The organism is Paenibacillus sp. sgz302164 (genome assembly GCF_056120505.1).
Window position 1 is genome coordinate 13434 of record NZ_JBVYOL010000042.1, and the last position, 14824, is coordinate 28257.

Annotated in this window: 15 protein-coding genes, 1 tRNA gene and 1 riboswitch; of the genes, 13 read left to right on the forward strand and 3 right to left on the reverse strand. The window is 51.8% G+C overall.

Annotated features, from left to right (window positions below):
* Positions 1 to 71 precede the first annotated feature (71 nt).
* Positions 72 to 323, reverse strand: coding sequence for a helix-turn-helix domain-containing protein (locus tag AC0LWT_RS36545; protein WP_474686736.1), 252 nt, complete (start codon positions 321 to 323; stop codon positions 72 to 74).
* A 170-nt stretch (positions 324 to 493) separates the two neighbouring features.
* On the opposite strand from AC0LWT_RS36545, the gene AC0LWT_RS36550 reads away from it, so the two are divergent.
* The gene (locus AC0LWT_RS36550) at positions 494 to 778 is read left to right on the forward strand and encodes a hypothetical protein (RefSeq protein WP_474686737.1); all 285 of its coding nucleotides are present in this window, start codon (positions 494 to 496) and stop codon (positions 776 to 778) included.
* 166 nt (positions 779 to 944) lie between these two features.
* Here the strand turns inward: AC0LWT_RS36550 and AC0LWT_RS36555 are convergent.
* Both AC0LWT_RS36555 and tadA read right to left on the reverse strand, forming a co-directional pair.
* A tRNA-Arg gene (locus AC0LWT_RS36555) sits at positions 945 to 1019 on the reverse strand.
* Between the two features lie 101 nt (positions 1020 to 1120).
* Positions 1121 to 1579, reverse strand: a complete 459-nt coding sequence (gene tadA, locus AC0LWT_RS36560; protein ID WP_474686738.1) for a tRNA adenosine(34) deaminase TadA — start codon at positions 1577 to 1579, stop codon at positions 1121 to 1123.
* Between the two features lie 259 nt (positions 1580 to 1838).
* Positions 1839 to 1926, forward strand: a riboswitch (cyclic di-GMP riboswitch).
* 105 nt (positions 1927 to 2031) lie between these two features.
* On the opposite strand from tadA, the gene AC0LWT_RS36565 reads away from it, so the two are divergent.
* The 12 genes from AC0LWT_RS36565 to AC0LWT_RS36620 all read left to right on the forward strand — a co-directional run bounded on the left by AC0LWT_RS36565 (position 2032) and on the right by AC0LWT_RS36620 (position 14823).
* Positions 2032 to 2790 carry a PilZ domain-containing protein gene (locus AC0LWT_RS36565; protein WP_474686739.1) on the forward strand — a complete coding sequence of 253 codons (759 nt, stop codon included), beginning with the start codon at positions 2032 to 2034 and terminating at the stop codon, positions 2788 to 2790.
* A gap of 169 nt (positions 2791 to 2959) precedes the next feature.
* On the forward strand, positions 2960 to 4501 hold the full coding sequence (locus tag AC0LWT_RS36570) for a spore germination protein (protein WP_474686740.1): 1542 nt from the start codon (positions 2960 to 2962) through the stop codon (positions 4499 to 4501).
* Positions 4498 to 5598, forward strand: coding sequence for a GerAB/ArcD/ProY family transporter (locus AC0LWT_RS36575; protein WP_474686741.1), 1101 nt, complete (start codon positions 4498 to 4500; stop codon positions 5596 to 5598). The genes AC0LWT_RS36570 and AC0LWT_RS36575 overlap by 4 nt, the downstream gene beginning before the upstream one ends.
* On the forward strand, positions 5595 to 6710 hold the full coding sequence (locus tag AC0LWT_RS36580; RefSeq protein WP_474686742.1) for a Ger(x)C family spore germination protein: 1116 nt from the start codon (positions 5595 to 5597) through the stop codon (positions 6708 to 6710). Before AC0LWT_RS36575 ends, AC0LWT_RS36580 begins: the two co-directional genes overlap by 4 nt.
* 61 nt (positions 6711 to 6771) lie before the next feature.
* The gene (locus AC0LWT_RS36585) at positions 6772 to 7899 is read left to right on the forward strand and encodes a Ger(x)C family spore germination protein (protein ID WP_474686743.1); all 1128 of its coding nucleotides are present in this window, start codon (positions 6772 to 6774) and stop codon (positions 7897 to 7899) included.
* A gap of 52 nt (positions 7900 to 7951) precedes the next feature.
* Positions 7952 to 9085, forward strand: a complete 1134-nt coding sequence (locus AC0LWT_RS36590; RefSeq protein WP_474686744.1) for a GerAB/ArcD/ProY family transporter — start codon at positions 7952 to 7954, stop codon at positions 9083 to 9085.
* Between the two features lie 442 nt (positions 9086 to 9527).
* The gene (gene ychF, locus AC0LWT_RS36595) at positions 9528 to 10628 is read left to right on the forward strand and encodes a redox-regulated ATPase YchF (protein WP_474686745.1); all 1101 of its coding nucleotides are present in this window, start codon (positions 9528 to 9530) and stop codon (positions 10626 to 10628) included.
* A gap of 35 nt (positions 10629 to 10663) precedes the next feature.
* Positions 10664 to 11740 (forward strand): peptide chain release factor 1, encoded by a 1077-nt coding sequence (prfA, locus tag AC0LWT_RS36600; protein ID WP_474686746.1) that lies wholly within the window; start codon positions 10664 to 10666, stop codon positions 11738 to 11740.
* Positions 11740 to 12582: a peptide chain release factor N(5)-glutamine methyltransferase gene (gene prmC, locus AC0LWT_RS36605; protein ID WP_474686747.1), complete on the forward strand. Its 843-nt coding sequence runs from the start codon at positions 11740 to 11742 to the stop codon at positions 12580 to 12582. The genes prfA and prmC overlap by 1 nt, the downstream gene beginning before the upstream one ends.
* The gene (locus tag AC0LWT_RS36610) at positions 12579 to 12767 is read left to right on the forward strand and encodes a hypothetical protein (RefSeq protein WP_474686748.1); all 189 of its coding nucleotides are present in this window, start codon (positions 12579 to 12581) and stop codon (positions 12765 to 12767) included. Before prmC ends, AC0LWT_RS36610 begins: the two co-directional genes overlap by 4 nt.
* A gap of 127 nt (positions 12768 to 12894) precedes the next feature.
* On the forward strand, positions 12895 to 13647 hold the full coding sequence (gene spoIIR / locus AC0LWT_RS36615; protein ID WP_474686749.1) for a stage II sporulation protein R: 753 nt from the start codon (positions 12895 to 12897) through the stop codon (positions 13645 to 13647).
* Between the two features lie 90 nt (positions 13648 to 13737).
* Positions 13738 to 14823 (forward strand): L-threonylcarbamoyladenylate synthase, encoded by a 1086-nt coding sequence (locus AC0LWT_RS36620; protein ID WP_474686750.1) that lies wholly within the window; start codon positions 13738 to 13740, stop codon positions 14821 to 14823.
* Position 14824: the final 1 nt, after the last annotated feature.

The window sequence follows — 14824 nt, forward strand, 5'->3', positions numbered from 1 at the left end:
GGGGTTGCAAGTCAGAGGCGCATTGGATTATTCCGATTCAGTCTGCACGTAAACGGCTACCACTGCCCCTATTATGGTTTCTTGGTCTTTTGATCGTTGTCTGCTATGTACTCGAACAGCTCAGCAGGAGTGCAGTCTAATGTTTTACATAATAGATTAAGAACCTCAACACTAACTGCTTTAACGTGTTTGTCTTCCTCACGTAATTTTTCATTGTTAACCCACTGGCTCAAAGTATTCGGTCGAATGCCAGTCTGTTTGCTTATTTGGTACATGGTCATCCCACGTTTATCTAACATCTCCGAAAGCTTAAAACGAATCAACGAAAACCACGCTCCTATTAATTTCCATTCTACCACAATAACAACGCTTGACGTTATTAACAAATTGGGTTAATATCAATTTAAGATAATAACTCAAAATGATATTATAAATTTCATTTCACATACGGAACCTCAGTTTACACGCGAGCGTCCTGACCGGAAAGGAGGTGATGGCTATTCGCAAGATAACGGTACGAATGAAACATCGGGATGACGTTGCTAATGAAATGTTAGTTTTTGATTGGAATGCGTATCTACTAATAGAGAATGTAGCGTTGATTCTCGAACCGGAAGACGAAATCGTTACGATATCACGCGTAAAGTTGCGCGAAGATGGGACATACGTGCGTACGTCCTCAGGCGGCTTTGAGATTCCGATCGATTTGAAAACGTATGTCCGCATTCAGTCTGCGCCAACGGAACTGCATGCACTAATCGCGGCTTTTGCCGTATGAAGGTGGCTGTTTTCTGACTGAGGAGTATGCGCGCCAGCGCGTTGTTAACCTGTGCTTCGAAATAAGCCAGCTCATAAGTCCATAAATAAAAAAACTTCCTACGTTTATTACCGTAAGAAGTTCGCATAAATTGCGTTTGATTCTACCCGATTAAAGCAGGGTTATACGCGCCACGGCGGGATTCGAACCCGCGACGCACAGTTTAGGAAACTGTCGCTCTATCCTGCTGAGCTACGGGCGCATAGCAAAGACTATTTTAACACGGAGTTTTTCGTCATGCAACCGTGCTCTTGCCTTGCCAGCTTGCCGGTCTAGGAATCTAGGTTCGGATCGAACAGACTTCTAAACCTTGTTCCGAAGCTTGCGGAAGAACTGGGTCAGCAGCGCTGCGCATTCTTCCTGCAGCACGCCGCTGATTACGTCGACGCGGTGATTGAAACGTTCTTCCTGCAGCAGGTTCATCAGCGTGCCGGCGCACCCTGCTTTGGGATCTGCGGTACCATAGATCACTTGCGGAATGCGCGATTGAACGATGGCTCCCGCGCACATCGGACACGGCTCCAGCGTGACGTAGAGCTTGCAGTCCAGCAGACGCCACGCCTGCAAATGCTCGCTGGCCTGGCGGATCGCGATCATCTCGGCATGAGCGGTCGGATCCAGGGACGTTTCGCGCAGGTTGTAGCCGCGGCCTATAATTTCACCGTCACGCACGACAATAGCGCCGATTGGAACTTCACGGATCGTTTCGGCTTTCAAAGCTTCATGGATCGCTTCCCGCATCCAATATATATGTTCATCCACAGGGGACACCTCGCTTAAAAAATGTTATCCACATGTGAATAGAAGTCGAACAAGCATTCGTTGTTAACATTCTGTGGACAAGTGTGTGGATAAGTTGAAAATTTGTGGATATATGAGTTTCATTGTAGGGACTCGCCGCTCTGAAATCAAGCTGCCTGCGAAAACGGTTGAATCCGACGGCTAAACTAGGTATACTAGAATTAAAATTTTAGGTCTTTTAACCTACTGATAGGTATAATCGCATACATAACGAGATCAGATTTGATAAGGGCAAACTTGCCGAAAGACAAGGACGCAAAGCCGAGGGTCTAAAGTTCTACAAGAACCATGACAGCCTGGTTACCGGAAATCAAGCTTGTTTGATTTAGGTAAATAGGTTGCCCCGACAGGAAGGGACAGTCTATTTTTTTATTTATAGCCTAATCTGTTTGTAGAGAACAGGAGGATATGCCATGAAGCTGTCGGATAGGGAGAGAAAGATGGATTTGGTCAAAATCTACGGAAGCAAGGAAGGCAACGACGCGGAAATTTTGATTGACAGCAAAGCGGTGCTGGATAAAAGCGATTTTGTAGCGACGGGAATAGTAACGTACGTGCTTGGCGACATTATTGAAATCGAGCTACCTCAATATGATGTTTTCCGACTTGGGGACAAGGTCAAGATTACGGTTTATTCCAAATCGGGGCTATTCGTTTTTGAGACGTCGGTCGTGGCCAAAGACGAGGGTTCGATCATCGTGATTAATCCGCCCGATAACCGGAAGAAGTTTACGGAGAAGAGGGAGCACCCGCGAATCGATGTCGTTCAGGGCGGTTTGCTGCACAGTTTGCATGACAAGAATAAGAGAAACAAGCAAAGTTTCGAGCATCCGATCAGCCTTAGCGTCAAAAATATCAGCTTGAGCGGCGTAGGATTTGTGATTGAAAACAATATGAACGCGGATAAAAATATGAGTCTGGAAAATAACGCGCAGCTCGAAATCGAACTTCTGCTCGGTTTTTCCATATCTTGCGTAACCGAAATCGTCCGAAGAGAGGCTTTGGGTGCAGGCTTTTTTTATTACGGAGTCCGATACGTTGAAATTCCGGAAAATAAAACGAATGCGCTGCGGGCCTTTATTTTGAAAAATCAGGTCGAGGCCTACTTCGTACAAAAACAAGACATCAAATTGAAAAAAGTCATGGATATCCGGTCTGCGGTGCATCAATAACCGCGGGCTTTTTTTATTCAAACACGGCGCTGGCGATTCGTCGCAGCAAGTTAGTGTCAATCTATTTGCGCAAGCTATGCATAAGATTAGGGACAATTCGCAAGGTTATAATTGATACCATCGTTCAATGGAACAGCAGAAGCAGACATCAAAAATGAGGTGATGAGCGATGCGCTTTTCGAACTTGTTCGGCAGGAGAAAGTATCATTCAGCCCCGCAGAGGTCCAATCGTCAGCAAAATAACGACTCCATCGGTACGTCCCTATCGCAAAATATCGCCGATTTACATAACCTGTTTACGCAAACTCCCGATCTGATCGTACGGCAATTTACAATCAAGCGCACGGGAGAGCAAGCCGCGCTTGTTTATTTGAGCGGGCTCGTGGATAAAAACTCGATCAACAACAACGTGCTCCGCCCGCTTCAATTCGAGGATGGGAGCGACGATGCGGACGGCGATTTTATTTTGACAATCGGTCAGGTTATTACGCTGCAGGCGTGGGCGCAAATCGAGGTCGCAGTTCTGCATGGCCGCAGCATACTTTTTGTCGACGGACGGGCGGAGTCGTATTCTCTCGATACGCAGGGCTGGCCGCAGCGGGCGATTGCAGATCCGCAGCTTGAGGCGTCCCTGAAAGGAGCGCATCAAGGCTTTGTTGAAACGAGCACTCAGAACGTTGCGCTTATCCGGCGCTACATTCCCAACCGCGAATTGAAAATAAAGGAATTAAGAGTAGGGCAACGCGGGCATACTATCGTATCCGTTCTATACCTGGAGGATGTCGCGCATCCCGAGGTGCTGCAGGAGCTGGAAGACCGGATTCAGATGCTGAATATCGACACGATCATCAATACCGGCGAGTTGGCGGAGCTGATCGAGGATAATCCGTATTCTCCGTTTCCGCAATTTATTTTGACGGAACGGCCGGATGCTGCGGCATCGCAAGTTTTGCAGGGAAGATTCGTCGTTGTCGTAGACCGTTCTCCGAGCGTGCTCGTCGGTCCGGCCTCGTTCACATCGTTTTTTCAGAGCGTCGACGATTACAGCACACGATGGTCGATCGCTACTTTTATCCGGCTGCTGAGACTTTTTGCGTTCTTTGTCGCCGTCTTTTTGCCGGCGTTCTACATAGCTGTAATTTCTTACCACTTTGAGATCATTCCCATCAAATTGCTGCTCACGATCGGGGAATTCAGAGGGCGCGTACCGTTCCCTCCTTTTGTGGAAGCGGTCATTATGGAGCTCACGCTTGAAATGATGCGGGAAGCGGGAATTCGGCTGCCCGCTCCGGTCGGGCAAACGGTCGGCATTGTCGGAGGCATCGTCATCGGCCAGGCAATCGTACAGGCGGGGCTCATCAACAATATTATGGTTATTGTCGTCTCTTTTACCGCCATCGCTTCTTTCATCCTGCCCAACTACGATATGGTCGCCGCCATTCGGCTGATTCGCTTCGCGATGATGGTGGCCGCTTCGATGTTCGGCTTTGTCGGAATAATTATCGGAATGATGACGATGATAGGGCATCTCATTTCCCTGGAATCGCTCGGAACTCCTTACAGCACTCCGCTCGCGCCAATCCGGCTGGTCGATTGGAAGGACGCGTTCGTTCGCCTGCCGTTATGGAAAATGGACAGGCGTCCTGTCAGCGCGAGACCGGTTCAACCGATGCGGCAAGGCCCCAGCCGTCCCAAGGGTGACGATAAATGAACAAAAATGCGGGTCATACGATTACCTCCCTGCAGTATATTTTTATCAATTCGGGTTTGCAAGTGAGCGTTTTTTTTGTAGCGCTGCCCAGAATAATGGCCGAACAGGCGGGTACGGACGGCTGGATCTCGCTCATTCTCGGTTGGGTTTTAACGATAGCGGCAAGTCTGATCATGATCCGGATCATGCAAAAAAATCCCGATGATACCTTGCTGGATTTGCTGACCAGATACTGGGGCAAATGGGCGGGCAGAGCGGGAGCCATCCTGTTTGCTATCTATCTCTTTTTCTACGGATACACAGGGCTCATATACACGATATTGATGACGAAGGCCTGGCTGCTGCAGCAAACTTCGCCCTTTCTCCTTATGCTGCTGCTGGTTATCCCTACGTATGTGATTGTTCGTGGGGGACTTCGGGTTGTGGGAAGATATGCGGAAATTGTATTTCTCCTTTCACTATGGATACCGGTTATTTATTTGTTTCCGCTAAAAGAAGCTCACTGGCTTCATTTGCTTCCCGTGCTGAAGGAAGGGTGGATGCCTATTATGAAGGGCGTGCCGGAAGCGCTCTATTTTTACATAGGATTTTCAACGACGTTTATGTTGTATCCGTTTTTGCAAAATAAGCAAAAGGCTTCCGCGAGCATTGTCGTCTCAAATACGATGACAATGTTCATACATTTGTTCGTCACAATCATTTGTTTTGTTTATTTCAGCCCGGACGAAATTTCCGGATACAACGAGCCTGGGGTCAATGTATTGAAAATAATTGAATTCAAGTTTGTAGAACGGATCGAAGTGCTGTTTATAGCGTTTTATTTGTTAGTGTTTTCCTTGGCATGGATTCCGACCATTTACTTGGGCGTAGTGTGCACGAGCTGGCTGCTCGGCAAGCAGGATCATCGGGGACAGTTGCGTGTGATTTGTTTGCTGCTTGCTGTCGGCACATTTTTCTACATGCCCACATTCAATCAAAACGACCGGATGGGACAATTTCTCCTTTACATCGGGATCGTCGTGGAATACATATTTCCCGTTTGTTTAATCATTTTGATGTGGATGCATGACCGGTTCCGGTGGAGGAAGAACTTATGAACAAACGGCGGATTTTTATGCTGGCTATCGTCATGGCTATCATCGTCTCGGGCTGTAGCGACCGACTGGATCTTGAAGACGCCGCAATCCCGCTTTTGGGGGGCTATGATCTCGATGAGAATAATAAAGAGGTTAACTTTGTGGTTATGCCTGTGTTCAGCAGAAGCGCCAAGAAGAAAAGCAAGGAACTCGGCGTACCTGTGCAGACGGTCAGACAGGGGAGGGGAGAATTGGATGCCTATACGCCGGGCATTTTTCAGGGCAGAAAGCTTATTGTCATCCTTGTCGGCAAACGCCTCTTGCAGCATCCCGGCTGGTTCAAGATTATGGATGTCTTCTTTCGCGATGCAAAAAATACGTTAACCTCCAGAGTCGTTATGTACGACGGTCCTCTCTCTGAAGTCATCTTCATGAGTCCGAAAGACCAGCCGTTCCTCCCCGTATTAGTGAAAGGGATGGTCGATACGAAGAGTTCGAGATCGGAGACGGTGAAAACAACGATGCAGGGGCTGCACCGGCAAATATATGAGAAGGGGATGACTCCCTATATTGCTGAAGTTCAGATGGATAATGAGATTAAGTTGAGCGGAACGGCCCTCCTTGATCATACGGGCAAATATGTCGCTTCTCTGGATGCGGAAGAAACCATTTACATGCAAATATTACAAAGTGAAGCGAAAAAAACGGTCAGCTTGACGCTTTCCATTCCCGGCTATCCGAAGCGTGGTCCGCTTAATTCGGACAAGTTAAGCTTTAGCTCCGAAAGAATAAAAACGAAGGTCAAGACCTCCTATCGCGACGACAAATTTCGTTTCGATTTGAGCATTAAAATGCCTATTGCGCTGACGGAACGGTTATTTCCTTACGATATGCGAGGAAAGGGAACCGAACTGGAGCAGTTGATCGCCGAACAATTGCAAAAGAAATTCGAGAACCTCATCAGGAAAATACAAAAGTATAAAATCGATCCGTTCGGCCTCGGGGTCTACGCACAAGCTTTTGAATATAAGCAGTACAAGAAAGTGGAAGATTATTGGGGAGAAACGTTCGCCCAAGCGGACGTACATGTATCCGTGAAAGTCACTTTGGAAAGTATGGGGCCCGTGAAGTGAAGTTTGCGACGGCATAGGGAGATTGACAGGGCGCAAGAACGATTGAGTGGAGGAGATGCTTATGATCAAGCGTTCACTGTATATCAGGCTTATCGCTATTGCCATAGCCTTCGTCATGATGCCGGGATGCTCCGACCGTCTGGATATGGAAGACGCCAATCTCCCCCTTGCGCTCGGCTTGGACCTCGATCCGGACAATAATCCTGTCATGTACTCGACTTTTCCGGTGTTCAGCAAAAATGTCAAGAAGAAGAGCCGGGAAACCAAAGCTAAAGCGCCAACGTTTCGCGAGTCGAGAGCCGGGCAGGACGCCCATTCGTCAGGCGTTTTCACAGGCAAGAACTACCAGGTGTTCGTTGTCGGCAAACGCCTTCTGAAGCATGAGGACTGGTTCACGATGACGGACGTCCTTTTTCGCGATTCGAAAAATACGGTAGCCGACAGGGTCCTTTATTTCGACGGACCTCTTTCCGAGATCATTTATTTGAATCCGAAGGATCAGCCGATGCTGCCTTTACTGCTGCGGGGGATGGTCGACACGAAGGACGCCCGTTCGGAAACAGTGAAGACGACAGTGCAAGAGCTGCACCGGCAAATGTTTGAAAAAGGGATAACTCCTAGCATTGCCAAAATCGAATTGAATAAGAATGAAGTTGCGCTTCGCGGAACGGCGCTTCTGAATCATAAGGGCAAATATGTCGCTTCACTGGACGCTTCGGAAACCGTCTTGCTGCGAATATTGCAAAACCGGGCGAAAAAGGCCGTCAGCTTGACGCTGGCGATTCCCGGAGAAACGTCAACGGATGCGTTCGCGACCGACAAGTTAAGTTTTTCCGCCGATAAAGTAAAGACGAAAACAAAGGTTGCCTACCGTCAGGACAAATTTCAATTCAATTTGAACGTCAACATGTTAATCGGAGTAACGGAGAAATTATTTCCTTACGATATTCAGGAGAAAGGAAAAGAGCTGGAACAAATTGTTTCCAAACAGATACAAAAGCAGCTTGAAACCGTTGTAAAGAAATTCCAAAAGTATGCAATCGATCCGATCGGACTTGGACTCTATGCCCGTGCGTATGAGTATCAGCAGTATAAGAAGGTTCAGGATCATTGGGGCGAAGCGCTGGCCCAGGCGGACATTCATGTTTCGGTAAAAGTAACGTTAAGAGCTATGGGACCTGTGAAATAAACGTTTGGCGAACCCCAATCAGCGCTCAAAACCGTCCGGAGGGTGATGGACATTGAAAAAATATGCGTTTAATGAAATCACGCTCATGCAGTTTATTTGCATCAGTTCCGGCGTTCAAGTGGGCGTGGGTTTGTTGAATTTGCCGCAATTGCTGGCTCAGCGGGCAGGTACGGACGGCTGGATCGGCCTTATTATCGGCTGGATATTCTCGACGTCGGCGAGCCTGGTTATGGTCCGGATCATGAAGAAATACCCTGACGGGACCTTGCTCGATCTGTTGACGCGATACATGGGCAAATGGGCGGGCAACGCGGGGAGCATCTTGTTTGCCTTCTATTTCTTTTTTTATGGATATGTAGGGATTACAAGGCTCGTTCTTTATACGAACCAGTGGCTTTTGCCGCAAACTCCGCCCTTTCTCGTCATGCTTTTGCTGCTCATCCCCACTTATGTTGTTGCGCGCAGCGGACTGCGGATTACGGGGAGATATGCGGAGCTTGTTTTTTTTATTTCCTTGTGGATTCCGTTTGCCTACCTGCCTCCGCTCAAGGACGCCCACTGGATCTATCTTCTGCCGGTTCTTAAGGAAGGCTGGAAACCCGTTTTCTCGGCGTTTCGAGCAACATTCATTTCCTTCGGGGGATTTGGCATAACGATGATGATGTACCCGTTTTTGACGAACAAGCAAAGGGCTTATGTCGGTGTTCTTGCATCCAACACATTGACGATGCTCATATTTTTGTCCGTCACGATCATCTGTTTCGTGTACTACAGTCCTTACGAAATGAAAGAGTACAATGAACCGGTGGTCAACATCCTGAAAGCCATCGAGTTTAAGTTTATCGAACGAATCGAAGTGTTGTTTATCTCGTTTTATTTATTCATGTTTTCATTATCATGGATACCTACTTTTTACTTAAGCGTATTTTGTACAAGCTGGCTGTTTGGGAAGCAGGATCACCGCAGTCATTTTCGCCTGCTCTGGCTGCTTGTTGCCGTCGGGACGTGTTTTTTTATGCCGACCTTCAATCAGAGCCACAAGATGGATCAATTTCTCACTTGGGCTATACTTGGCGTCGAATATGCGCTGCCTGTTTGCCTGCTTGGTTACCTTTGGTTCTACGACCGTTTGCACCGCGGCGGCGATCCGGCCGGAGCTCTTGGACCGCAAGAATCGGACAAATAATTGGCATGGGCGCCGTCTCTCCCAGTGTCGGTCGTGGAACTATACAACTGGACAGGAGACAGTTTGGCTGGGAGAAAACCTGCGAAAGTGCAGGTTTTTTTGAGAAATTGGCCTATTTTGGCGAAAAACCTGCAAAAGCGCAGGAATTTCCGCTGAAAGTAAATCTGAGTCCATATGTTAGGTGAAAAGCCTGCACTTTTGCAGGAATTCTTCATAGCCAGCTATCAAGGACGCAAATTCATGTATTTTTGCAGTTTTTTTATCGTACAGACAGGCAGATTGTGGCTATCGCCTCTGACGCGGGGGTTTTTGGGCAGTTTGAGAGTAATTAAGCGGTTTTCTCGCTTGCGGAAGTCTCTTCAGATAAGTGACATTAGGCGTGGACTAATATATAATGATTTAAGAATTTGACAAAATGACTATCAAGGAGTAGTGAATATAAATGGGTCTCTCTTGCGGAGTGGTCGGTCTGCCGAACGTGGGCAAATCGACTTTGTTTAACGCAATTACACAGGCGGGTGCGGAATCTGCGAATTATCCGTTCTGCACGATCGATCCGAATGTCGGAGTCGTGGAAGTGCCGGACGAAAGAATGCAGCGGCTGGTCGAGATCGTAGAGCCGAAGAACATCGTCCCGACCGCCTTCGAATTCGTCGACATTGCGGGTCTGGTCAAGGGCGCGAGCAAAGGCGAGGGTCTGGGAAATAAATTTTTGGCGCATATCCGCGAAGTCGACGCGATCGTGCATGTCGTGCGCTGCTTTGTGGACGAAAATATTACGCACGTATCCGGAAAAGTCGATCCTATCGGCGATATCGAGACGATTAACCTCGAACTGATTTTGGCCGATCTGGATTCGGTGGAAAAACGCATCGAGCGCTCCCGCAAAAACCTGAAGGGCGGCGACAAGAAATATGTCGCGGAAGTGGAATGCCTGGAGCGCATCAAAGAAGCGCTGTATGTCGATAAGCCGGCGCGCAGCCTGGATCTGAGCGATGAGGAGAAGCTGATTGTGCGCGATCTTCATTTGCTGACGATGAAGCCGGTTCTGTACGCGGCTAACGTGAGCGAGGAAGATGTGGCTTCCGCCGACGACAACCCGTACGTGCAAAAGGTGAAGGAATTTGCCGCTCAGGAAAATGCCGAGGTTGTGCCGATCAGCGCGAAGGTGGAATCGGAAATCGCCGAGCTGGAGGACGAGGAGAAGGCGATGTTCCTCGAAGAGCTGGGACTTAAGGAGTCCGGCTTGAATAGATTGATTAAAGCGGCTTACAAGCTGCTCGGTTTATATACGTATTTTACGGCCGGCGTGCAGGAAGTACGGGCATGGACGATCCGCAAGGGGATGAAAGCCCCGCAGGCGGCCGGCGTGATTCACTCGGATTTCGAACGCGGCTTTATCCGCGCGGAAGTAGTCTCCTACGATGATCTTACCGCGGCGGGTTCGATGAACGGAGCGAAGGAAAAAGGCCAGCTTCGTCTGGAAGGCAAAGAGTACGTCGTGCAGGATGGAGATGTTATGCATTTCCGCTTTAACGTTTAAAATAAAAGAAAATCGATAAAAAGGAGTGATCCGAAATGTTAGATCGACTTCAGGCACTGGCGGATCGCTATGAGAAATTAAGCGAGCTGCTGTGCGATCCTGATGTTACCAGCGATACGAAGAAGCTCAGAGAGTACTCCAAGGAGCAATCCGATCTGCAGGAAGCGTACGACGCTTATATTCAATACAAAAGTGTGACGGAACAGCTCGAAGAAGCCAAAATCATGCAGAACGAGAAACTGGACGACGAGATGCGTGAAATGGTCAAAATGGAGATCGATGAACTTACGGAGCAATCCGCGCAGTTGGAGGAACAGCTCAAAATTCTCATGATGCCGAAGGACCCCAACGACGATAAGAACGTGATCGTGGAAATCCGCGGCGCCGCAGGCGGCGACGAAGCGGCTTTGTTCGCTTCGGATTTGTACCGCATGTACACGCGCTACGCCGATGGGCAAGGATGGAAGACCGAAGTGCTCGACGCCAGCTTGAACGATTTGGGCGGCTTTAAGGAGATCATCTTCATGATCACCGGCAAAGGCGCCTACAGCAAGCTGAAGTTCGAGAGCGGCGCGCACCGTGTGCAGCGCATTCCTACAACGGAGTCCGGCGGGCGGATTCACACGTCGACTTCGACGGTGGTCGTGATGCCGGAGGCGGAAGAAGTGGAGATCGACATCAGCGACAACGATATCCGCGTCGATACGTTCTGCTCCAGCGGAGCGGGCGGGCAGTCGGTCAACACGACCAAGTCGGCGGTGCGCGTGACGCACATCCCGACGGGGATTGTGGCGACTTGCCAGGACGGCAAATCGCAGAACTCGAACAAGGAAAAGGCGCTGCAAGTGCTGCGCACCCGGATTTACGACAAGATGCGCGAGGAAGAGGAAGCAAAATACGCCGGCGAGCGAAAAAGCAAAGTCGGCACCGGGGACCGCAGCGAGCGCATCCGGACTTACAACTTCCCGCAAAGCCGGATTACGGATCACCGGATCGGCTTGACGCTGCACCGGCTGGATTCCGTGCTCGGCGGCGACATGGACGAAATCGTGTCGGCGCTCACGATCGCATCCCAGTCCGAGCTGCTGGAAAAAGGGGAGCAGGCGATGTGATGCCGACTGCGAAGACGATTAGAGAAGCCTATGCAGAGGCTTCTTCTTTTTTGGCGGCGCAGGGCGTGGCGGAAGCCGCCGCCTGCGCCGAGCTGCTGCTCCAGCACCTGCTGGGCTGGAGCCGGACCGAACTGCTCCTGGGCTGGCAGGAGCAGCTGCCGCCGGAGCTGGCGGACCGCTGGAGCCAGCTCGTTGCCAGGAAGGCCACGGGCGAGCCGGTGCAGTATATCACCGGCGAGCAGGAGTTTTTCGGCCTTCCTTTTGCCGTTAGCGGCGCGGTGCTGATTCCGCGGCCGGAGACCGAGCTCCTCGTGGAAGCCGTGCTGCACGAGGGCTCGCGGCTGTTCCCGCAAGGCGCGCCGCTCCTTGCGGACGTAGGCACCGGGAGCGGCGCGATCCCGGTGACGGTCGCACACGCGCGCCCTGCGTGGTGCGTGGCGGCCAGCGACATCTCCGCGGCGGCGCTGGAGATGGCCCGCGCGAACGCGCGGCGGCACGGCGTGGCCGCGCGTGTGGAGTGGCTCGAGGGCGATCTCCTCGAGCCTTATATCGAGCGCCGTCTGGCGCCGGATATACTGGTGTCGAACCCACCGTATATCCCGGACAGCGACCTTCCGGCGCTGATGCCCGAGGTGCGGCTGTATGAGCCGCACACGGCTTTGTTCGGCGGTCCGGACGGGCTGGACCTGTACCGCCGCATGATCGGGCAGCTGCCGCTGCTGCCGCGAATCCCGGCCGTGGTCGGGTTCGAGGTCGGCATCCGGCANCCGAGGTGCGGCTGTATGAGCCGCACACGGCTTTGTTCGGCGGTCCGGACGGGCTGGACCTGTACCGCCGCATGATCGGGCAGCTGCCGCTGCTGCCGCGAATCCCGGCCGTGGTCGGGTTCGAGGTCGGCATCCGGCAGGCGCAGGACGTGGTGGCTATGCTGCGGGAAGCCGCCGATTGGGACGAGATCCGCATAGTGCCGGATCTCGCGGGCATCGATCGCCACGTTCTGGCGATCCGTGCGCCGGAGCGGGATTGAGGGACTATCCCGTTCCTCTCTCTTTCATCCTATTTTTCTATCGAATTTTAAATAGATTGCTAGGTTTAGCCCCTTTTATTTTTGCCCATACTGTCTGGTAGAAGCGAAGGGAAAGGGGCTTTTCCAGATGGTAAAGAGAGTGAATCGTTCTTATAAATTTTTATGGTATACGGCTTTTGCACTTATCGTTTTGCTTGCAAGCTGGGATGGCAATCGCACGAATGCCGCGGTCGTGGCGTCGGAAATCCCGAAAGAGTCGATCCGGCTGCGCATTCTTGCCAATTCCGACTCTGCGCCGGATCAGGCGCTCAAACGCGAGATTCGCGATGCGATCATCGCCCGCATGCAGGAGTGGGTCGTCGGTCCGCATACGCTGGACGAGGCCAGAGCCGTCGTGAGGGCGCATTTGCCGGAATTCGACGCATTGATCGGCCGGATGATCCGGGAGCGCGGCTACGATTATTCGCATACGGTAGAGCTGGGTGTCGTCCCTTTTCCTACGAAATTGTACGGCAATACGGTTTATCCGGCCGGCGATTACGAAGCGCTGCGCGTGACGATCGGCAGCGGACAGGGGCAGAATTGGTGGTGCGTGCTGTTTCCTCCGCTGTGCTTCGTCGACTCGGTGTCGGGAGAAGCGGTGGCGACTACGGCCGAGGTTGTGGCCAAGACGGAGCCCGCGGATGCGAAGGCCGCTTCCGGCAAAGAGGCGCCGTCCGCCAAAGCTGCCGATAAAAGCCAGGCCGCCGGCAAACCGGCGGTAAAGGCCGGTGCGGGCGATACACCTGACGGTAAGTCGGCTTCGGCCGGAGAACAGAAACCGGAAGTTAAATTTTTCTTATGGGAAATGCTCAAAAAAGCGGCATCCTGGTTTGGCTGATCAAGTGATCAAGCTGATCCCGGCTGATCGGAAGTTGCGGCGAAATCTTATGCCGATGCCGGAAAATGGGCGGAACAACATGCAGTAAGGATGGAACTTAATGTGACTATATACTGGAAATTGGATGCGGACGGTGGGCCGCGGGAGGAACAGGCCGCGATTGCCGAAGCCGCACGGCTGCTTAGAGACGGCGACACCGTAGCTTTTCCGACGGAAACGGTGTACGGGCTTGGCGCGGATGCTACGAGCTCGGAAGCGGTGGCGCGTATTTTTCAAGCCAAAGGCCGTCCGTCGGATAATCCGTTGATCGTTCATATCGCAGATATCCGGCAGTTGGATAACCTCGTAGCGGATTCAGCCGTCACCTACGAGCACCGGTTGTTGATGGAGGCATTTTGGCCGGGACCGCTAACGATCGTGCTGTCTGTGGAAGCGGGCGGCATTTCGCCGCTTGTGACGGCGGGACTTGCTACGGTGGGCGTGCGGATTCCCGACCATCCCGTCGCGCTGCGTCTGCTCCGGGAAGCCGGGTGCCCTGTTGCGGCTCCTAGCGCAAACAGCTCGGGCAGACCGAGCCCTACCGCCGCATCCCACGTCAAGGAGGATCTGGACGGCCGGATCGGCGGCTTGCTGGATGGCGGGCCTACGGGAGTCGGGGTGGAATCGACGGTTATCGAGATCGTCGATAACGAACTGTACATTCTTCGTCCGGGGGGCGTGACGGCGGAACAGCTGCGGGCGGTTCTGCCGGATGTGCAAGTGCACGAACCGGCGAAGGAAGCATGGAGCGAAGAAGCGGAAGCGCCGCGTTCGCCGGGGATGAAATACACGCATTACGCCCCGAAGGGCCGTATGCAAATTGTTCAAGGGGCCGCACCCGATGATGTGGCGGCCTGGATTCAGCGCGATATCGATGCTGCCCGGGAGCGGGGAGAGTCGACAGGCGTCCTCACCTATGAGGAAAATGCGGGAAAGTATCGCGCCGATCTCGTGATTGCCTGCGGCAGCTTGTCCCGTCCTGAGACGGTCGCCCGGGAGCTTTACGCCGCTTTGCGGCGTTTTGACGAAGAGGGCATTGGTTATATTAATGCCGAGGCTTGTCCGGAGGACGGCATCGGCCAGGCGATTATGAATCGTCTGCGCAAAGCGGCCGGTCATCGGCTTGTTCGAGTATAGC

What these genes read in the sequence shown, in the direction of transcription:
- AC0LWT_RS36550 (WP_474686737.1), top strand. Translation starts at nt 494, where the DNA reads ATGGCTATTCGCAAGATAACGGTACGAATGAAACATCGGGATGACGTT.
- AC0LWT_RS36565 (WP_474686739.1), top strand. Translation starts at nt 2,032, where the DNA reads ATGAAGCTGTCGGATAGGGAGAGAAAGATGGATTTGGTCAAAATCTAC.
- AC0LWT_RS36570 (WP_474686740.1), top strand. Translation starts at nt 2,960, where the DNA reads ATGCGCTTTTCGAACTTGTTCGGCAGGAGAAAGTATCATTCAGCCCCG.
- AC0LWT_RS36575 (WP_474686741.1), top strand. Translation starts at nt 4,498, where the DNA reads ATGAACAAAAATGCGGGTCATACGATTACCTCCCTGCAGTATATTTTT.
- AC0LWT_RS36580 (WP_474686742.1), top strand. Translation starts at nt 5,595, where the DNA reads ATGAACAAACGGCGGATTTTTATGCTGGCTATCGTCATGGCTATCATC.
- AC0LWT_RS36585 (WP_474686743.1), top strand. Translation starts at nt 6,772, where the DNA reads ATGATCAAGCGTTCACTGTATATCAGGCTTATCGCTATTGCCATAGCC.
- ychF (WP_474686745.1), top strand. Translation starts at nt 9,528, where the DNA reads ATGGGTCTCTCTTGCGGAGTGGTCGGTCTGCCGAACGTGGGCAAATCG.
- prfA (WP_474686746.1), top strand. Translation starts at nt 10,664, where the DNA reads ATGTTAGATCGACTTCAGGCACTGGCGGATCGCTATGAGAAATTAAGC.
- AC0LWT_RS36610 (WP_474686748.1), top strand. Translation starts at nt 12,579, where the DNA reads ATGATCGGGCAGCTGCCGCTGCTGCCGCGAATCCCGGCCGTGGTCGGG.
- spoIIR (WP_474686749.1), top strand. Translation starts at nt 12,895, where the DNA reads ATGGTAAAGAGAGTGAATCGTTCTTATAAATTTTTATGGTATACGGCT.
- AC0LWT_RS36620 (WP_474686750.1), top strand. Translation starts at nt 13,738, where the DNA reads ATGGAACTTAATGTGACTATATACTGGAAATTGGATGCGGACGGTGGG.